We start from the raw sequence: 19143 nt of genomic DNA, 5'->3' as shown, positions 1-19143 counted from the left end.
TCCGCCGCATTACAGTCGTCCCATGGTTTCCGGTGAGGCGCCGCAGGCGGCAGGCAGCGTTCGGGTCGATGTCTGGATCTGGTCGGTCCGGCTCACGAAGACCCGGGCGCAGGCCGCCGCCGCCTGCCGCGCGGGTCATGTGAAGGTCGCGGGCGAGCGGGCCAAGCCGGCCCAGGCGTTGCGCGTCGGCGACGAGGTGCGGCTGCGGCACGACGGCCGGGACCGGGTCGTGGTCGTGTCGAAGATCGTGAAGAAGCGGGTCGGGGCACCGGTGGCGGTGGAGTGCTTCGTCGACAACAGCCCGCCCCCGCCGCCGCGCGAGGCCGCGATCCAGGTGCCGGTACGCGACCGGGGCGCGGGGCGGCCGACGAAGCGGGACCGGCGCGAGATGGACCGGCTGCGGGGTGCGGGGCCCGAGTCCGCGGAGTAGCGGGCGGGACTTCCGAAACACGTCCTAGGGCTCGGGTGAGGCGATGGCCCGGGCGGCCGCCACTTCCTGGCGCAGGGGTGCCAGGACGCCCTCCTCGTCCCCGGGGAGTTCGGTGCGTACCGCCACCAGGACCTTGCTGGTCCGCACGCCTTCGGCCAGTTCGCGGAGCTGGGCCTGGACCGCGGCCACCTCCGCCGGTTCCGGTTCCTCGGCTCCGTGGTTGACGCGGACACGGGCGGCCGTCGTGGCGTCGACGATGCGTTCCACGGCCACGACCAGCGGCCACCACGCGGCGGCGCGGGTTCCGGTGGGCGGCGGCTCGGTCAGGGCGCGCTGGAACTCGGAGCGTACGGACGACAGATCGCGGTAGATGCGGCGGCGGGCGCGGACCCGTTCGGCACGGTCGCCCTCGCCGCCCGGCTCGAACGCGACCCCCACATAGTCCGCGATGTCCGCGACCGCGTCGGCCAGCCGTCGGCCGATCCGGGAGTGCCAGCTCTCCGGCCACAGCAGATATCCGGCCACCAGCACGATGGCGCAGCCGATCAGGCTGTCCAGGAAGCGTGGCCAGACCAGATGTACGCCCTCGTGGTTCAGCAGGTCCGACAGGAGCAGGATGACCGGAGTGACGGCCGCGGTCTGAAAGGCGTACCCCTTCGCCGTCAGCGCCGGGATCAGCGCGGCGAGCAGCATCATCACCGGCACGTCCCACCAGCCGATCGGTACCTCCGCGAGCACCGGGGCCGCGATGACGAGCCCCGCGGCCGTGCCCACGGAACGCAGCACGGCCCGGGAGAACACCGAGCCGAAGTCGGGCTTGAGCACGAAGGTGACGGTCAGCGCCACCCAGTACGAGCGCGGCACGTCGATCAGCGAGGTCAGCGCCTGGGCCAGCCCGATGCAGAGCGCGAGGCGCAGCCCGTACCGCCAGGAGGGCCCGGACAGCACGACGTTGCGGGTGGCGCGCCGGACGCGTACCCCGAGGGCCGCGGGCCGGCCGAGCCGGTCGTCGACGTTGTACGGGTCGGGGTCGGCCTTGTGCACGACGGCGGCGGCATGGCGCAGCGCGCTGTCCACCGCGCGGGTGGCGGGTGAGTCGGCCGGCGGCAGGCGGGGTTGGTCGCCGCCGGTGCGGGTCTCCTCGATGTCCTCGGCCAGTACCCGGACCGCCGCCGGGATCTCGTCGGGCAGCAGGATCCCTCGTACGTGCACCGCGGGCGCCGCCTCGACCAGCGGGATCACCACGTTGAGCTGGGAGAGCATCCGCACCATGGTGCCGCTGCGGCCGTGATAGCGGGCGCGGCGGGCGAGGACCAGGTCGTAGGAGGTGTTGAGCGACTCGGTGACGGCCTGTCGCTTCTCCTCGTACGCCTGTGTGCCGGCGGCGGCGAGCAGATCGGCGACCGCGAGATAGGTGTCCGCGACCGCGACGCGTTCCGGCAGTTTCCGGCGCAACGGCCAGGCCAGCAGCGTCAGGGCGAGGACGAACAGACCGCCCAGCGTCAGCAGCAGCGGCGCCACCCACCACGGGTCCGGCATCGGGAGTCCGGCGCCCACCACGGAGTTGAGCAGGAGCAGCAGGCCGGACACGGAGGCGACGGCCCCGATCGTCGACATCATCCCGGAGACGAGGCCGATGACCGTGAGCACGGCGACGGCCGCCCAGCCGGTCCCGTACACGAGGGTGCCGATCATGATGCCGAGAGCGCCGAACACCTGCGGCACGGCGATGTTGAGGATGCGCATCCGGTACGCGTCGGCGGTGTCGCCGATGACACCGGAGAGCGCGCCCATGGAGGCCAGCGCTCCGTACACCGGCCGGTCGGCGGCGAATCCGGCGGCGAGCGGCGCGGCCAGGGCGACACTCGCGCGGGCGACGGCGGCCCAGGGAACGGGCGTGGGCAGGGGACGCAGTCCGTAGCGCAGCCAGACGGGCGGTGTGCCGCGCCGGTGCGCCGCGGTGGCGGAGCGGCCGGTTCCGTCGGCCCTGCTGCCGGTCAATGCGTCCCCCTCCGCGCAGCGGTCAGCTGCGGTACCCCTCGACCTCGTCGGCCGGGCGGACCCGGGCCTGTGCCGGGTCCTCGCCGTACTCGCTCAGGGCCCGGCGTTGCCGCAGCAGGTCCCAGCACTGGTCGAGCCGGACCTCCACGGTACGCAGTCGTGCCTTCTCCTCGGCGGACAGGCCGGGTTCCCGGCCGTTGCGGTCGCGCAGGGCGCGTTCCTCCGCGACGAGTCCGTCGATGCCGCCGATGATGTCCCGTTCCTGGTCGTCCATGACGTCTTCCTCCCGGCCGTGGCGGATTCAGCAGTGCCCGTTCTCCTTCAGCACGATGACGGTCTTGCCGCGTGCCCCGCCGGTCCGGTTGCGGTCCAGGGCCTGCGGGGACTTCTCCAGGGGCAGTTCGATGTCGATGGGGACGCGCAGGACACCGTCCGCGGCGCCGGCGGCCAGCACGTCCAGCAGGACCGGGCTCGGATCGAGCCGGAAGTCGATGCCCCGCACCGCCGCGGGGAGCGCCGCCCCGGCCGCGACGCCGCGGGTGGACAGCGCGACGGCGCCCGGCCGGAGCGTCGCGGCGTGCGCGGCGAAGGCCTCGGGCGTCGCGGACGCCAGGTCGGCCAGGGCGTCGACGCCGTCCGGGCAGGACGCCCGTATCGCGTCGGCCACCGGGCCCTGTGCGACGTCGATCGTGACGGCGGCGCCCAACGACCCCATGCGGGAACGCTCGTCACCGCGCACCGCGGCGATCACGCGCACGTCCCGGGCCTTGGCGAGCTGGGTCAGACAGCTGCCGACCCCGCCTGCCGCGCCGACGACCAGCAGGCTCTCGTGGCCCCGGAGCGACACCGCCTCCAGGATCTGCGCGGCGGCCATCCCGGCCGACGGCAGCGCGGCCGCGATCCGGGCGTCCAGCCCGCGCGGGACGAGGGCGATGGCGGAGTCCTGCGGCACACAGACGTAGTCGCCGTACGTCCCCGCACCGGCCGCCGGACCGCCGGCCCGGCCGAAGACGTGGTCGCCGACCCGGAAGCGGTTGTCGCCGCTGCCGATCATGTCCACATGGCCCGCGTAGTCCACGCCGACGACCAGGGGGAACACCTGGGGCGCGAGGCCGTCCAGGGTGCCGTCCGCGAGCTGCCAGTCACAGGGGTTGAGCGAGGCGTACTCGATCCGCACCCGGACCTCGCCGGGTCCCGGATCCGGCTTCGGGACGACGACGAGGGCAGGATCGGCCCGGAGTGAGCTGACGGCGATGGCTCGCATACGCACGACCTCCCAGTAGCCCCCGCGGTCACCTCTTCCACTCTTGCCCGGCCCGGCGGCGCCCGCACGTCGGCGCGGGACTCACCCGCCGTCGTGCAGTTCGAGGGCGACGAGCAGTGCGCGGTGGTCGGTGGCGGCGAGGCGCAGGAATCGGGCCGAGCGGACCGAGAACTCCTCGCTGACCAGCACATGGTCGATCTGGGCCCGCAGCGGTGCGGGCCGGTCGGCGGGCCAGGAGTACGCACGGGAGGAGCCGGCGAGGCGGGCGCTGTCGTGGAGGCCGCCCGCGTCGAGGACGGCCCGGAAGGCGGCGTGGTCCTGGGAGGCGTTGAAGTCGCCCGCCACGATGGCGGGCTGTGCCCGGGCAGTGGCGGCGAGGTCACGGATCCGGCCGAGCTCGCGCCGCCATGCGGCGACGTTGCCGGGGACCGGGGGCATGGGGTGCGCCAGCTGGAGCCGCACCCGGCGGCCCGCCACTTCGGTGACCGCCCCCGGCATGGCCATCGCCCCGTCGACCCGCCCCGCCGGACGCAGCGGGAACCGGCTGAGGATCGCCGAGCCGAGCGAACCGTCGAGCCGCACGACGTCCCGGTACGGGTACGCGGCGGCCGGGACACGGGCGGCGAGCGCGTCCGCGCACGCGAGGTCGCACTCCTGGACGAAGACCACGTCGGGCCCCTCGCGGCGCACCGCCCCGATCAGCGCGTCCGTCGCGTCCCCGAACTCCACGTTGGAGGTCAGGACCTCCAGCCGGGCCACCACCGGGCCGTGGGCGCCCGTGGAGCCGGGGCCGTACGGGCGCACGAACCACACGGTGAGCGCGAGCGCCACCGACGCCCACACCAGGCCGCCGCGCCACCGGGCCAGCGCGGCCAGGCCGAGAGCGGTGGCGCCGGGCACCAGGAGCCAGGGCAGGAAGGCCAGGGTCTGGGGGACGGGGGTCGTGCCGTCGGCGTCGGCGGCGCGGAAGCCGATCACGACGCTCACTCCGGCCAGGAGGAGGACGGCCGCGCAGAGCGCGAGGCGGCGGAGCGGTTCCGTCATGCCCCGGACGGTACCGGCAGCACCCGCTGGGCCCAGATCCGCGCCGCCACCGCGCACACGGCCACCGCCAGGCCCGTACCGAAGACGATCCACACCGTGGTGCGCAGCGACCCGGTCAGCGCGTCGTACACCGCCGCCGCCCCGCCCGTGTCGCTGCCGGGCACCTCGGCCAGTACCCGGTTGCGCGCCAGCGCGATCGCCCCGCGCAGCACCAGCGCGCCGAGCGCGAAGCCCGCCCCGGCGACGGCGGTGGCGGCGAGCGCGGCCAGGGCGGAGCCGCGGCGGCCCGGCCCGCCGCGCACCCAGGCCAGGACGACGGCGAGCAGCGCGAACACGAGGGTGCCGACGGCCGGCCAGATGCCGGCGGCCCGCAGCCACCGGAAGCTCTGGCGCATCTGGTCGGCGCGGTCGGCCGAGATGATCCGGATGTCGGTGTGCTGGACGGGGATCTGGTCGGCGAACGGCACGCCGTTGTCCACCAGGTTCTGCTTCACCTTCCCCGTCACGGGGGCCAGATCGATGGTGACGCTCTCGCCGCTGTCCCCGTCCAGTGCGGCGGTGACGGCCTCGTGGGCCGTGCGGTTGGCGGCGTTCCAGGCGGCCTGGAAGGCGTCGGTGGTGGTGAAGGACAGCACGGCCTCGTGGAGGAAGTCGCGGACGGTGTCCTGGAGCGGGCCGACGTCGATCTGCTTCATCGCCTCGTCGGTGATCAGGTCGGCGACGGTGTTCCGCACATCGGGGTCCGAGGCGAGCGGCGCCACCGCGGCCACGTAGCGGTCCGTGTCGTCGATCTCCAGATCGACCCAGGCGGACAGCGCGCTCAGCGGCACCAGGACGGCGAGCAGCACCAGGAGTGCCGCCGAGAGAGCCGCCGAGAAGTAGGTCCGCACCTCACCAGGGAACCGCGGATGCCGGGGCCCCGCCCCGGGCCGTGGGCCATCCGAGTTGCCGGTGGCGACGGCCGGGTGTGCTCTGGAAGTGAACGTGAAGGGAAAGCGGGGGCGACGGAAGGAGCTTCCTGCCATGGCCGTACACGCTTCGGTGCAGGCACGCGGAACGCATGCGCGTGCCCGGCGCCATTCCACGATGAGCTGGGCCGTGCCCGTCACGCTCGGTGTGATCCTCGGCTGGTACGCGACGTCCATCGTCCGCGGCGGCGGTGTGCTCACCGGCACGCAGCTCGCGCTCGGACTGGTCTCCGGCGCCGTGCTGGCGGCGCTCTGCTTCGGGCTGGGGCGGGTGCAGACGCGCCTGCCGGCCGAACTCGCGGCGGCCGCGTACGGTGCGCTGTTCGGCGGCTCGGTCGGCTTCCTCTACAGCCTCTCCGGCAAGAGCGTGCTGGCCGCATCGGTGCTGGGGCTGCTGACCGGGGCGGGCATGCTGGTCTTCGCGTTCTACTACTTCTACACGCGGGGGGACTGAGCCCGCCGCGTGCGCACACCGGTACGGGCCCGCGCTTCGCCGCGCGGGCCCGTCCCGGTGTGCGGAGCCTGCGTCAGCCGCGGACCACGGTCACCGGGCACGGGGCGTGCTGGGTGACGTGCAGGCTGACCGAACCGAGGAGGGTCGCCTTGAGGGGGCTGCGCCCGCGCGCGCCGACCACCAGCAGATTCGCGCCCTCGGCACGGTCGAGCAGGGCCTGAGCCGGATTGCCGATCACCACGACCTTGCTGATCTCGGCCGCGCGCGCACCGCCGACGGCCTCCTCCAGCGCCTCGGTGAGGGACACCGTGGCCAGGGCCTGCGGATCGAAGTCCTCCGGCATCCCCGGCATCATCGACGCCCAGCTGGTCGCGGGGTACTCCCAGCTGTTGACGGCCTCCACCGTGTCACCGGTCAGCTCCGCCTGGCGTACCGCCCAGTGCAGTGCCTTGATCGACGACTCCGAGCCGTCAACGCCCACCACGATCCTGCCCATCTCTGCCTCCCGCTCGCTTGCGCTCGGTCATGCCGGTGCGTCGTGCGGGATGCCCGCAGGACGCACCTTTCTCGTGCAACTGTAGTCAAACCGGGCGAAAGGGTAGACGCTGGGGTGATCAGGCCGGCCGGAGACCGGCCAGCTGCCGCTCGAAGGGGACCACCTCGTCGTCCGGCCCGGCGGTCCTGGTGGCCCCGGAGACCGCCCGGCCACCCGTGACCGCCTGCGCGAGCTCGCCGCCCGCGCGCCGGATCCGGGCCGGCAGACCCTCCGTGTACGCGTCGCCCGACGCGCCCCAGTCCTCCGACGCCGCGTACACCGACGTCGGCAGGGTGACGGCCCGCAGATAGGCGAAGAGCGGGCGCATCGCGTGCTCCAGCACCAGCGAGTGCCGGGCGGTGCCGCCGGTCGCCGCGACGACGACGGGCTTGCCGGTCAGCGCGGTGTTCTCGACCAGGTCGAAGAACGACTTGAACAGACCGCTGTACGAGGCGGTGAAGACCGGGGTGACGGCGATCAGTCCGTCGGCTCCCGTCACCGCGCCGATGGCCTCCTCCAGCCTGGCCGACGGGAATCCGGACACCAGGTTGCCCGCGATGTCGACGGCCAGGTCGCGCAGTTCGATCACGCGGACCTCGACCGGGCGGTCCTGCTCGGTCTCCAGCCGCTCCCGGGTGGCCGCGGCCAGCCGGTCGGCCAGCAGCCTGGTCGAGGAGGGGCTGCTCAGCCCGGCCGCGACGGCGACGATCCTCAGCGGTTCGGTGGTGAACACGGTGTCAGCTCTCCTTCGCGACGGTGGCGGCGACGGCCGGGTGCAGGGGCGCGGACTCGGGCACCCCGGCGGGCCGCAGGCCGGCGAACTCCTTGCGCAGCACGGGCACGACCTCCTCGCCGAGGATGTCGAGCTGCTCCAGGACCGTCTTCAGTGGCAGTCCCGCGTGGTCCATCAGGAACAGCTGGCGCTGGTAGTCGCCGACGGCGTCCCGGAAGGACAGCGTCCGCTCGATGACCTCCTGCGGGGAACCCACGGTCAGCGGGGTCTGCTGGGTGAAGTCCTCCATCGAGGGCCCGTGCCCGTAGACCGGCGCGTTGTCGAAGTACGGACGGAACTCCCGTACCGCGTCCTGCGAGTTCCTGCGCATGAACACCTGGCCGCCCAGCCCCACGATGGCCTGCTCGGCGGTGCCGTGGCCGTAGTGGGCGTAGCGCTGCCGGTAGAGGTTCACCATCTTCTTCGTGTGCTCGATGGGCCAGAAGATGTTGTTGTGGAAGAAGCCGTCGCCGTAGTACGCGGCCTGCTCGGCGATCTCCGGGGAGCGGATCGAGCCGTGCCAGACGAACGGTGGGACGCCGTCCAGCGGGCGCGGGGTCGCGGTGAAGGACTGCAGCGGCGTACGGAACTTCCCCTCCCAGTCGACGACGTCCTCGCGCCACAGCCGGTGCAGCAGGGCGTAGTTCTCGATGGCGAGCGGGATGCCCTGGCGGATGTCCTTGCCGAACCAGGGGTAGACCGGGCCGGTGTTGCCGCGGCCCATCATCAGGTCGACGCGGCCGTCGGCGAGGTGCTGGAGCGTGGCGTAGTCCTCGGCGATCTTCACCGGGTCGTTGGTGGTGATCAGGGTCGTCGAGGTGGACAGGATGATGCGTTCGGTGCGGGCGGCGATGTAGCCGAGCGTGGTCGTCGGCGAGGACGGGACGAACGGCGGGTTGTGGTGCTCACCGGTCGCGAACACGTCGAGCCCGACCTCCTCGGCCTTCCGGGCGATGGCGACGGTGGCCTTGATCCGCTCGTGCTCGCTCGGCGTCGTGCCGGTCGTGGGGTCGGTGGTGAGGTCCCCGACGGTGAAGATCCCGAACTGCATGGCGCCCGCCTCCAGGCTCGTAGGGTTGAACCGCTCATGTGGTTGAACGTTGAACTATCTGGACACACCCTACAACGGAGCACCCCGGTTGCCTATTCCGCGGCAGGCCCGGACCCCGTCCAGCGCCGGGCGTCAGCCGTCACCGCGGGCCCCGCTGCGTACCCTGGTCGGAGACGGAGGCCGCCCGAGCCCCGGGCGGATGGAGGCAGACGTGAGCCGGACCGGAGCGGAGAGCGGCGAGACCGTGCCCGCGCGTGCGGGCGAGGGCGGGGGCGGCGGCACCGAAGGCTGGAAGGAGCGCGGCGTCGCGCTGCGCGTCTTCGTCTACGTCTTCGCCACGCATATGTTCGCCGGGTTCGTCTGGATCCTCTTCTACGTGGGCGAGCACGCGAAGAATTGACCATCCTCGCCCCCGTAAATGAGGGCGATTCCCTTCAGCTCGTGTGAGCAGGCTTCGGGGCTTCACGCATCCGCCTCCGGCCGGTGGCCGGGACTCGCGTCTTGGGGACGCTGCGCGTGCTGTTGGTAACCGTGCCACCGGTCCGGCGGGCACGGGCCTCGATCTCTACCGAGGCGTTGTGGTCGGCGTCGTCCTCGTGTCCGCAGTGGAGGAGAACAACCACGTGCACCTGCTCGTGAACTTCCCGCCCAAGGTGGCCGTCTCCAAGCTCGTGAACTCGTTGAAGGGCGTCTCCTCCCGCAGGCTCCGCCAGGAGTTCCCCGACCTCGTCCAGCACTACTACCGGGCCAACAGACTCTGGTCCGGCTCCTACTTCGCCGGGTCGGTGGGCGGGGCACCGCTGAGTATCGTGAAGCAGTACATCGAGCAGCAAAATCGTCCGCTGTAACCTCCAGGTCGGAGCACTTCTCAGAATCGCCTCACCATCTGGCTGAAGCCCGATGCACTGCGATTGAACCCGGGGACCAGGACCAACAGCCGATGCGGGCGCCCGCGCCGGACGCCTACGCTGCCGGTTCCGGCGCGCGCCGAGCGGGCCGACGGCGGAGAGGAACACCGTGCTGTTCACCGGTCACACCCATGTCCGTATGGCCCGGCCGTCCCGGGATCTCGTGGCCGCCGAGCGGTTCTGGGCGGCGGGGCTCGGGCTGACGGTCCTGTTCCGTGCCGTGGGCGGCGAGGAGCCCGGCGCCCACGATCTGCTGATGGTGGGGCATCCGGACGCCTCGTGGCACCTGGAGCTCGTGCACGGCGGCGACCACCCCGTGGACCCCCGCCCCACCGACGAGGACCTGCTCGTCCTCTACCTCGACGGAGCCGTGCCCCAGGAGCTCGTGGACCGGCTGCTGGACCACGGCGGCACGCGGGTCGCCTCGCCGAATCCGTACTGGAACGAGTGGGGCGTCACCGTCGAGGACCCGGACGGGTACCGGCTCGTGCTCTGCCGGCGCGCATGGTCCAACTCCTGACGGCGGCGGAAAGTCCTCGTGCTCCCGCCCCCGCGCCCGGCTAAGCTCGACCCATGACCTCCGTACCGTGCCGCAACTGGTGGCGCTCCTCCTAGGAGCGGCCACCTCTTCAGCGCGGGACCAGGGCCGTTCGATGCGGACGGCCCTTTTCTCTGCCCTCTTCCGGTACGGGCTCCGAGCCCGGCGGGGGCCGTCCTCCACGCACACACCATCGCGAGGAGAGACCAGCCATGACCACGACCTGCCCCGACAGCACCGCCACGCTCGACGAGCGGATCCACCGGGACCCCGCCGCCTTCCGGGTCCTGACCGGCGACCGGCCCACCGGGGCGCTGCACCTCGGGCACTACTTCGGCACGCTCCACAACCGGGTGCGGCTCCAGGACCTCGGGGTCGAGGTGTTCGTCCTCGTCGCCGACTACCAGGTGCTCACCGACCGGGACGTGGCGGAGCGGCTCACCCCGATCATGGAGGGGCTGCTGCTGGACTACCTGGCCGTCGGCATCGACCCGGAACGATCGGTGATCTTCAACCACAGCGCCGTACCCGCGCTCAACCAGCTGCTGCTGCCGTTCCTGAGTCTGGTCTCCGTCGCCGAACTCGGCCGCAACCCCACCGTCAAGGACGAGATCGCGCACTCACGCCAGGCGGCCGTGAGCGGCCTGATGTTCACCTACCCGGTGCATCAGGCGGCCGACATCCTGTTCTGCAAGGGCAACGTGGTGCCGGTCGGCCAGGACCAGGTGCCCCATCTCGAAGTGACCCGGACCGTCGCCCGGCGGTTCAACGAGCGCTACGGGTCACTCTTCCCGGACCCCGAGGCGCTGCTCTCCGCCGCACCCCTGCTGCTCGGCACCGACGGCACCAAGATGAGCAAGAGCCGCGCCAACTCCGTTGCGCTGAGCGCCGACGAGGATGCCACGGCCCGGCTGATCAAGGGAGCGACCACGGACGCCGAACGCCACATCACGTACGACCCCGAGAGCCGGCCCGGGGTGTCCGGTCTGGTGCAGCTCGCCGCGCTCTGTCTCGACCGGGACCCGCACGACGTGGCCGAGGAGATCGGGGGCGGGGGCGCGGCGGCCCTCAAGCGGACCGTGACCGACGCGGTCAACAGCCGGATGGCGCCGATGCGGGCCCGACGGGCGGAGTACGCACGGGACATGGGCTACGTCCGGTCCGTGCTGCGGGCCGGCAACGAGCGCGCCAACGAGATCGCCGACGCGACGCTGGCGGAGGTGCGGGAGGCGATGGGGGGCCTGCTCTAGATGTATTGACCCGCAGGGTTCTCCGACGGCCATCCGTCGCGGGCCACCACGTCCAGGATCAGCGCCGCGATGTTCCACGCGTCGTCCGCGCCGCTGTGGTGCCGGCCCTCCAGCGGGAGCCCCGCGATCCGGAGGGCATGCGCCATGCCGGGGCGCTTGCGCAGGCCGTGGGCGGTGGTGAAGGGGATCTTGGCGTTCGTGTGGCGGTGGCCGAACGGGTAAGGCGTGCCGGTCGCCTCGCACTGGCGGGTGAACTGCTTGCGGTCGTAGTCGCCCCAGCTCGCCCAGGCGCGGGTCCCGGCCCGGTGCTCGGCCGCCAGCAGCCGGCAGGCGTCGGCGAAGGGGAGGCCGGTGTCGACCTCGGCCTGGGTGAGGCCCGTCAGTTCGGTGCAGAAGGCGCTGACCGAGGAGCGGACCGGGCGGACCAGGACGCGGTGGCGGGCGAGGCGCTCGCGGGCGTGCAGATCGAGGACCGTCAGCCCGATCTCGATGATCTCGCTCACCGCTCCCGGCGGCGGCTGTCCGTCCCAGCAGGTCGCCTCGATGTCGATGACGTTGAGGAGACGCGGCTCCGGTTCCTTGTCCATGGAGGGCAGGGTAGGAGGCCGGGGCCGCACCGGGCATCCGGATATCGCGGGGCGCCCGGCCCGGTGTCAGTGCCGGGTCAACGAACCGCGCCTGCGCAGGAGTTCGGCCAGGCCGCGGCGGGTCGCGGCGATGACGACCCGGTCGGTGGGCTGGAGTACGTACCCCGGGTGCAGGTTCCAGACCAGTCCGGCCGGCCGGTCCTGGGCGCCGTCGCCCGTGACCGGCGTGGCCAGGTCCGGCCGGCGGTCGGCGGGCTGCGCCACGTCCAGGGCGAGGACCCGCCAGGCACCGGCCCGGAACGCCTGCTCCACCGTCCGGCCCTCCAGCTGCGGGTGCCCGGCCACCTCGACCGCGGCGAACAGCATCACCTTCCGCTCGACCGGCACCGCCCCCAGGATCTGCCGGCCCATCATGGCGACGGCGAACGACGGCGCCGCCAGATGCGAGACCGACCGGGACCGGGTCAGCGCCTGCGGATGGGCGGTGCGCAGGGTGCGGTAGACGGCGGTGGCGAACTCGTCGTCGAAGAGCCGCAGCGTCACCCGCAGGTCCGGCTTGACCGAGCGGGCGTACAGCGCGGCCTCCAGGTTCGTGGTGTCGACGCTGGTCAGGGCGAGCAGTGCGCGGGAACGGCGGATCTTCGCGGCCTCCAGGACGCCCTCCTGCGTCACGTCCCCGAGGACCACCGGCACCCGCAGCCGTCGTGCCACGGGGATGCCGCGGGCGTCCGGGTCGTCCTCCACGCACACCACGGGGATGCCGAGTTCACGCAGCTGGACGAGGACGCGCGTACCGATCTTGCCGAGACCGAGCAGCACCACGTGCCCCGACAGACCGCGCGGCGGCCGGCGCAGGGCGGAGGCGGTGCGCAGCGACCCGAACGCCTCCAGCACCCCGGCCACCAGCAGGGGCAGCAGCATCAGCCCGGCGACCCCGGACAGGATCTGGATGACCTGGCGGGCGGTCGGGTCACCGATCGCCGGGTCGCCCATCGCGAACAGGTCGAGCAGCGTCAGATACGCGGCGTGCACCGGCTCGTCCCCGGTGGTGAACGTGGACGCCACCGCGAGTCCCAGGACGGCCGCGCCGACGCCCAGCGCGGACCAGCGCAGCCGCCGCGAGAAGACCTGGCCCAGCGGGGCGCCCCTGCCCCCCATCCGGCGTTCGCGGCCGGTGGGGCCCGGCCGGCTGACGGCCTCCAGGACGATCGTCCCGCGTCCCGTCGCGGCGGCCACCTGCGCCTGGTCGGGCAGGAGCCGGGGGCCCTCGTCGCCGCTGCTGTCGGAGCCCTCGGTGCCGGCCGGGTCATGGGTGGTGGAGGAGAGCAGCGCCAGCGTGCACAGGGCCGGGCGGACGGCCTGGCCGTCCCGCGGCGGGGTGCGCTCGGCGGCGCGCAGGAGCAGACCCTCCGCCTGGATCACCTTGCTGGAGCCGGAGAGCGCGGTCGCCGCGAGGGCGGGCGCCGCGGTGTCGGCGTCGGACAGGACCGTGGTGGAGGCGTCCAGCACGGTCTGGTCGATGCCGGGTGAGGCGACGGCGGCCGCCTGGTCCAGCAGGGTCTCCAGATGCTGGCCGAGCTTGCGGTTGTAGAGCCGGATCACCAGCCGGACACGGGGGTTGAGCCTGCGGGCGGTCAGCGCGGCACGGATGTTGCGCTCGTCGTCGTCGTAGACGAGGGCCAGCGCGGCGGCCGTGCCGACGCCGGCCTCCTCGAAGGCCTCGTCGGAGGGTTCGGCCGCCTGGAGGATGCGGACCGCCTCCACGCCGGCATTGGTGTCGCCGTCCCCGTTCCCGGCGCCGTTGCCCCCGTTGCGGCTCATCGCCGACGACATCCGGCCGAACAGCGCGGCCGCCCGGCCTCGCCCGGTCAGCGGCAGCTCCGGTCCGGCCGTGCCGGGCTCCGGGGGCAGGACCAGGGTGACCCGCTCCCCGTAGACGTACCGCAGTTCGACGGCGAGCCGCTGGGCGAGCGCGTCGTCGCCGCAGACGACCATGTGTCCGGAGAGGGGGGAGCGTTGGGGCTGCTGGGGAAGAGGAGGCACAAGTCCCAGCATGCCTTGCTCCCTTCTCGTGATCGGTACGGTCAGCGGCCCTCGTGTGTCCCGGAGTGTGTCCCGGAGGGCGTCTCGGAGTGTGCTTCGGACGGCGGCCGGGCGAGCAGGTGGCGCGGGTCGGCGGCCCTGCTGATCGCCGTCTCGACAGCCGCGATCCGGTCCGCGAGCACCCCGAGCGCGGCCACCGCGCGGGTCAGCGGATCGCCGTCGGGGCCGCCGAGCGCCTGGCCGCGGACGTACGAGGCGGTGACGGCGGACCAGCGCGCGGCCTGCTCGGGGCCGAGCGTTCCGCGCAGGGCGGCGAGTTTCAGCAGGGCGGACTCGGCGCCCGTGGTGAGCGTCTGGGCCTCGCCCGTGTAGTGGTCGTCGATGACGGCGGACAGTTCGGCGTCGTTCATCACGGGCACGATGCGCTCCGCGATGCGGTTCATGTTGCGGTACGAGCCCTGGAGGCGGAACGGCGGTTCGGTGCGGGTCGCATCGGTCTGTGCGGCCGAGGCGATGTACGCGGCGTTGACCGCGAGCACGGTGTCGCGGGCGTGCAGCAGATGGCGGAGCACGGCGGTGATCCGGTCCACTTCGGCGGGGGCGTAGGGGTGTTGGAGCCGGTCCGCGCGGGCGGTGGCGTCGGTGCCGGAGGCGAGCCGCAGCAGCAGGGCGAGGTCCTCGCGGGACCGGCCGGCGAGCGGTGCCAGCACCGGGTTGGCGGTCAGCGCGTTCTCGACGAAGCTCAGCGCGAAGACGTCCTCGCGCCCGCTCAGCACCTCGCCCAGGTTCCAGACGTCGGCCCGGTTGGCCAGCATGTCGGGGACCTGGAACCGCTCCCCGGACTCGGTGTACGGATTACCCGTCATGCACACCGCGAACCGCTTGCCCCGCAGGTCGTAGCTGCGCGGCTCGCCGTCCCGTACGCCTTCGATCCTGCGGGTGGCGTCGCAGAGCGGGATGAACTTCTGGAGCAGTTCCGGTGAGGTGTGCTGGATGTCGTCGATGTGGAGCAGGGTGTTGTTGCCCGCCTCCAGCGCGAAGTTGATCTTCTCGATCTCCTGGCGCGCGGTCGCGCTGCGGGCCTGGGCGGGGTCCAGTGAGGTCACGTCGTGGCCGAGGTTCGGCCCGCTGACCTTGACGAGCACCATTCCGAGCCGGTCGGCGACGTACTCCATGAGCGTCGTCTTGCCGTAGCCGGGCGGTGACACGAGCAGCAGCAGGCCCTGCGAGTCGGTGCGCCGGTCGGCGTCCGCGGTGCCGAGCTGCTTGGCGAGGCTGTCGCCGATCAGCGGCAGGTAGACCTCGTCGAGCAGCCGGTTGCGGACGAACGCGGACATGATCCGGGGCCGGTGGTCGTCCAGCCGCAGCCGGGTGCGTTCGGCGGAGACCAGGGCGGTGCGCCGGCGCTGGTAGGCGCGGAAGCCGGGGACGGTATCGGTGCGGAACGTCTCGGTACGGACAAGGAGTTCGTCGATCCGTACGGTCATCCGGCCCCGCTCGATGCGTGAATGGACGCCGAGGAGCCCGTCCACGGTCGCGGTCAGCGGGGCGTCGCCCTCGTAGCGGGCCAGCACCGGCTCCGGGCAGAGCTCGACGGCGACGGCCTCCGCGAGATCACCCGCCTCCAGGTCCGTCCCGCTCGCCCGGGCGTACGAGCTGAGCCAGCCCTCGACGAGCTGGCGGCGGGCCGGCAGGTCGTCCCTGAGGGCGGTCAGGTCCTCGTCGTACGCCGAAGTGCCGGTCGTGCGACGGAACTTGTCCAGGAACGTGCGGAGGTGCGCGGCGGTGACGAAGCCGTCGGGGCCGCTGGTCAGCTCCTCGAAGAGATACGCGGCGACGGCCCGGGAGCCGTCTCCCGGGATGACCGACGCCCACTCCTCCTGGAGCGCGGCGACGGCAGGGCCGCTACCGAACGTCTCGCGGGCGCGTGCCAGGGAGCGGGCCCGGCGCGACCAGGACGTCCTGCGGGCCTCGTCCGTCCCGTCCGCCCAGAACAGCTGGGCGGCGGCCCGTACGGCGGGCGGGAAACGCAGCAGCCCGGCGGTCGCGTGCAGCCGCAGCAGGGCGGCGAGGATCGCCGTGGCGTCCTCGTCGTGGACCCCGCGCTGGTACCCCTCGTCGTAGGCGGCGGCCGCCGACTCCCGGACGAGTGCGGCACGTTCGGTGTCGTCCAGCGAACTCAGCCGCTCCGCGCCGTGTTCGGCCAGGAGCCGGGCGGCCAGGTGCTCGCCCCGGTAGACGGACGGCGACTCGGAGGGCAGCAGCTGGTCCCAGTACGGGCGGGTGTCGGCGAACCCCGGGTCGGTGACCGGCGCCCGGTAGTCGGTGCCGGTGACGGCGAACGCGAGGCCGTCCGCCTGCGGCACCAGTGTCAGCTCGAACGGCTGGGTGTTCACCGCGAACCGGTGCCGGCCCAGCCGGACCGTCGCCCCGCCGTCCGCGTACAGCTCGCTGCGGTCACGCAGCGCCCGGCCCGCCTCCTGGCGGGCGGCCAGCAGTTGCCCGTCGAGCTCCTCGGCCCTGACTGTGTCGCCGAGCCCGCGCAGCTCCTCGGCGGTGCGGCGGACCTTGGCGACCATGGGGTCGGAGGCGAAATAGGTGTGCACGGCGTCCGCGTCGGCCAGCGCGGAACTGCGCCGGGTGACGGTCTCCAGGACGCGGGCGGCGGAGGCCGCGAGGCGTTCCGTCCGGCGGGCGAGCGCGTCCTGAAGGGTCTGCCGGCGGGCCGAGAACGCCTCGTACACCTCCGTCCGCCGCTCGCCCAGCGCGGCGAGGAAGTCGTCGTACTCGGCGAACCGTGCCTGAAGGTCCTCCAGTCGGAGCAGCAGCCGCGCGAGCTGGTCGTCGCAGGCGTCCGGGGTGTCCGCGGCGGCCAGCGCGGCCGTGACGGCCTGTCCCAGCAGCGCGAACTCGGCGGCGAACTCGGCCCGGCCCTCCTGGTCGAGCAGGGCGCGCCGGCGGGCGTCGAGCGTGGCGCGGGCCCGGTTCACCCCGCCGAGGACGTCCGCGATCCGCTCCAGGATCGAGGTGCGGACCACGCCGTCACCGATGTCGAGCCCGGCGACGACGTCCGTCACCGTGCTCAGCCCGCCCGTCATCCCCGCCAGCCGCTCGCCGAGCACGGTGGCGTCGGTGACCGTGGCGAGGCCGGCGGCCTGCTCGGTGAGCCGGGCGACGTCCTCGTGGTAGCCGGCGAACGCGTCGTCCCAGGACAGGAACGCGACCGCGCGCCGGCCTGCCGAGGCGATGTCGTCCGCGGTGGCGGCGGTGAGTTCGGCGATCCGCCCGGTGTCCGCGTACCGCATCTCGGCGAGGCCGGCCAAGTGGCCGTGCGCGGCCCGTAGTTCGGTCAGCCTGTCGACCCAGTCGGCGGCCGACCGGGGAGCCTCGCCGCGGACCCGGCGGACCAGGACGGTGATGCGGTCCGCCGTCTCGGTGAGGGCGTCCGCGGCGCTCCGGATCTGCTCCTGCACGGCGTCGAACTCGGCGAGCACCTGCTGTGCGGTGTCGCGGAGCGCGGCCAACGGGGCGCCGAGAGAGCCGAGTTCGATGTCGTCCAGCCAGTGGTAGCGGTCGGCGGCGCGGGAGCAGTCCGCCACCAGCCGGGCGTAGACGGCGGCCGTCGGGGTCGTCGCTTCGGCGCTCTGCGCGAGTGCGAGGCAGTCGGAGATGCCGCGCACGAGGTCGGCGTTGCCGACCCGGGCGAGCGGGCCCGTCCCGGGCGGCCGGGAGGCGGCGAAGGTGTCGGAGACGTACGGCGTCCGCCACCGCTGCACCGGGTGGACGCGGGCCGGGCCGGCGTCCCTGCCCTCCACCGGGTCGCGCAGGAGCACCAGCGTGCCATCGTCGAGCAGCGCGTGGCCGCGGCCCTGGAGCGGGGTGGCGACCTCCTGCCGGATCACGTTGTACGGGAGCAGCAGGCTGCGCCCGTCCTCCCGTGAACGGAACACGTACAGGACGTCCTCGCCGTTGGGGGAGCGGACGGCCCCCTCGAAGACGGGGTCGGTGAGGGGTTCGGCGATGTCGAAGGTCTTCGCGGTGCCGGCGGTCAGGTAGTAGCCGCCGGGGAAGATGATCCCCTGGTCCTCGGGGAGCAGATGGCAGGAGGGGCCGATCCCGTCGAGCCGTTGCACGGTGCCGAGGAGCCGGTTGAAGACGAGATGGCGCCAGGCGTCCTCCTTGTACGGCCGGACGCGGAGCAGGACGAGCGGCCCGGACTCCGCGTACGCGACCTCGGCGTCGGCGAGCGACTGGAGGGGTTCGGTGACCGGTTCGCGGTAGATTCCGTCGGGGGTCTCCGTGTCGTCGACGGTCTTGAGGGTGAGGTGTCCGCCGAGCGTGGAGAGGTAGAGGGGGGCGCCGTCACCGTCCTCGGTTCGGCGTGCGCCGATGGCGATGTGCGGGTGACGGCCGGGGACGTGGGCCTCGCGGCCCGCGACCGTCCAGGCGAAGTCGTGCGACGGCGGGAACACGTGGTCGCGCTCGCCGCGGGCGTCGAGGAACGCGCCGGGCGACCCGTCGGCGTCCAGTGCCCAGCGCAGGACGCGGATGTCCTCGGCGTTCTCGCCGGTACGGAAGACGGCGAGGAGCCGTCCATTGGTACGGCGCAGCCGCAGCAGGCGGGCGTCGCGGTAGTAGCGGTGGAGGCCGCCGAACTCGCGCACGAAGGGCTCGTCGGCGAGGAGCGGGGCGGTGACGGGGGTCAACTCGGTTCCGTACGCCCTGAGTACGTCGTCGACCACGGGCTCGTCGCGCCGGCCCGGGCCACGCTCGAAGCCGAACAGGAGCTGGCCGCCGATGGCGACGAGGTCGCGGGCGGCGGACGGCTGAGCCGTCCGGACCTGCTCGCTGCCGAGCAGCTGGAGTCCGGTGGAGCCGAACTCCTCGGTCCGCTGCGTGTTGAGCGCCTCGGCGCGGTGGGTGAGCTCGGCGGCCTGGGTGCGGAGCCGCCTCCGCAGCACGTCGTGGGCCCCGGCCTCGGGGCCGTCCGGGGGTGACGAGGTGGCGGTGTCCATGCGGGCGGCTCCTTGGGGCGGTGGTGTGACCTGCGGCCGGCGTTGTCCTCAGGCGCCGGCCGGGTTTGGTTGTGGCCTCGGGTTCCGGTGCGCCGGGCTGTCCTCAAGCGCCGGACGGGTTTGGTTGTGGCCTCGGGTTCCGGTGCGCCGGGCTGTCCTCAAGCGCCGGACGGGCTTGATCTCGGGCTCGGGTTGCCGTGCGGGTTGACGACGGTCCGGGGGTGTCCTCAAGCGCCGGACGGGCTTGATTTCGGGCTCGGGCTCGATGTGTCCGGCGTTGTCG

Annotated in this window: 16 protein-coding genes and 1 pseudogene; 6 read left to right on the top strand and 11 right to left on the bottom strand. The window is 73.2% G+C overall.

Annotation, left to right across the window (positions count from 1 at the left end):
* Positions 1 to 22: 22 nt before the first annotated feature.
* Positions 23 to 430, top strand: a complete 408-nt coding sequence (locus tag OG446_RS17990) for an RNA-binding S4 domain-containing protein (RefSeq protein ID WP_326660181.1) — start codon at positions 23 to 25, stop codon at positions 428 to 430.
* Positions 431 to 454: 24 nt separating this feature from the next.
* On the opposite strand, the gene OG446_RS17985 is transcribed toward OG446_RS17990, so the two are convergent.
* From OG446_RS17985 to OG446_RS17965, 5 genes are all read right to left on the bottom strand, one after another.
* On the bottom strand, positions 455 to 2431 hold the full coding sequence (locus tag OG446_RS17985) for an FUSC family protein (RefSeq protein ID WP_389256801.1): 1977 nt from the start codon (positions 2429 to 2431) through the stop codon (positions 455 to 457).
* 22 nt (positions 2432 to 2453) lie between these two features.
* Positions 2454 to 2705, bottom strand: coding sequence for a DUF2630 family protein (locus OG446_RS17980; protein ID WP_328895016.1), 252 nt, complete (start codon positions 2703 to 2705; stop codon positions 2454 to 2456).
* A 27-nt stretch (positions 2706 to 2732) separates the two neighbouring features.
* Positions 2733 to 3695, bottom strand: coding sequence for an NADP-dependent oxidoreductase (locus tag OG446_RS17975; protein WP_328895015.1), 963 nt, complete (start codon positions 3693 to 3695; stop codon positions 2733 to 2735).
* Between the two features lie 81 nt (positions 3696 to 3776).
* Positions 3777 to 4739 carry an endonuclease/exonuclease/phosphatase family protein gene (locus OG446_RS17970; RefSeq protein WP_328895014.1) on the bottom strand — a complete coding sequence of 321 codons (963 nt, stop codon included), beginning with the start codon at positions 4737 to 4739 and terminating at the stop codon, positions 3777 to 3779.
* Positions 4736 to 5629 carry a hypothetical protein gene (locus OG446_RS17965; RefSeq protein WP_328895013.1) on the bottom strand — a complete coding sequence of 298 codons (894 nt, stop codon included), beginning with the start codon at positions 5627 to 5629 and terminating at the stop codon, positions 4736 to 4738. The genes OG446_RS17970 and OG446_RS17965 overlap by 4 nt, the downstream gene beginning before the upstream one ends.
* 133 nt (positions 5630 to 5762) lie before the next feature.
* Between OG446_RS17965 and OG446_RS17960 the strand changes: the two genes are divergently transcribed.
* Positions 5763 to 6161, top strand: a complete 399-nt coding sequence (locus OG446_RS17960) for a hypothetical protein (protein WP_328895012.1) — start codon at positions 5763 to 5765, stop codon at positions 6159 to 6161.
* A 73-nt stretch (positions 6162 to 6234) separates the two neighbouring features.
* Here the strand turns inward: OG446_RS17960 and OG446_RS17955 are convergent, their stop codons facing one another.
* The 3 genes from OG446_RS17955 to OG446_RS17945 all read right to left on the bottom strand — a co-directional run bounded on the left by OG446_RS17955 (position 6235) and on the right by OG446_RS17945 (position 8519).
* Positions 6235 to 6657: a universal stress protein gene (locus OG446_RS17955; RefSeq protein WP_328895011.1), complete on the bottom strand. Its 423-nt coding sequence runs from the start codon at positions 6655 to 6657 to the stop codon at positions 6235 to 6237.
* Between the two features lie 118 nt (positions 6658 to 6775).
* Positions 6776 to 7429: an FMN reductase gene (locus OG446_RS17950; protein WP_328895010.1), complete on the bottom strand. Its 654-nt coding sequence runs from the start codon at positions 7427 to 7429 to the stop codon at positions 6776 to 6778.
* Positions 7430 to 7433: 4 nt separating this feature from the next.
* Positions 7434 to 8519: an LLM class flavin-dependent oxidoreductase gene (locus OG446_RS17945; protein ID WP_328895009.1), complete on the bottom strand. Its 1086-nt coding sequence runs from the start codon at positions 8517 to 8519 to the stop codon at positions 7434 to 7436.
* A 244-nt stretch (positions 8520 to 8763) separates the two neighbouring features.
* Here OG446_RS17945 and OG446_RS17940 point away from each other — a divergent pair, with 244 nt between their 5' ends.
* The 4 genes and pseudogenes from OG446_RS17940 (at position 8764) to trpS (ending at position 11215) form a co-directional block, all read left to right on the top strand.
* Positions 8764 to 8919: a DUF6126 family protein gene (locus tag OG446_RS17940; RefSeq protein WP_328898331.1), complete on the top strand. Its 156-nt coding sequence runs from the start codon at positions 8764 to 8766 to the stop codon at positions 8917 to 8919.
* Between the two features lie 211 nt (positions 8920 to 9130).
* Positions 9131 to 9367: pseudogene (tnpA, locus tag OG446_RS17935) on the top strand (IS200/IS605 family transposase); the annotation flags it as partial.
* A 199-nt stretch (positions 9368 to 9566) separates the two neighbouring features.
* Positions 9567 to 9947, top strand: a complete 381-nt coding sequence (locus tag OG446_RS17930; RefSeq protein ID WP_443050275.1) for a VOC family protein — start codon at positions 9567 to 9569, stop codon at positions 9945 to 9947.
* Positions 9948 to 10177: 230 nt separating this feature from the next.
* Complete coding sequence (trpS, locus tag OG446_RS17925) at positions 10178 to 11215, top strand: tryptophan--tRNA ligase (RefSeq protein ID WP_328895007.1); 1038 nt, start codon at positions 10178 to 10180, stop codon at positions 11213 to 11215.
* Here trpS and OG446_RS17920 read toward each other — a convergent pair.
* The 3 genes from OG446_RS17920 to OG446_RS17910 all read right to left on the bottom strand — a co-directional run bounded on the left by OG446_RS17920 (position 11212) and on the right by OG446_RS17910 (position 18860).
* Positions 11212 to 11802 (bottom strand): 3'-5' exonuclease, encoded by a 591-nt coding sequence (locus tag OG446_RS17920; RefSeq protein WP_328895006.1) that lies wholly within the window; start codon positions 11800 to 11802, stop codon positions 11212 to 11214. The two genes, trpS and OG446_RS17920, sit on opposite strands and share 4 nt — an antisense overlap.
* A 66-nt stretch (positions 11803 to 11868) precedes the next feature.
* A complete protein-coding gene (locus tag OG446_RS17915) occupies positions 11869 to 13857 on the bottom strand; it encodes an NAD-binding protein (RefSeq protein WP_328895005.1) in 1989 nt (662 codons plus the stop codon).
* A 29-nt stretch (positions 13858 to 13886) separates the two neighbouring features.
* Positions 13887 to 18860, bottom strand: coding sequence for a DNA repair ATPase (locus OG446_RS17910; RefSeq protein ID WP_328895004.1), 4974 nt, complete (start codon positions 18858 to 18860; stop codon positions 13887 to 13889).
* Positions 18861 to 19143: the final 283 nt, after the last annotated feature.

This window comes from Streptomyces sp. NBC_00236, from assembly GCF_036195045.1.
Classification (GTDB): Bacteria; Actinomycetota; Actinomycetes; order Streptomycetales; family Streptomycetaceae; genus Streptomyces.
Note: the sequence above shows the minus strand (reverse complement) of the source record. Positions and strands in the feature narration are given on the sequence as shown.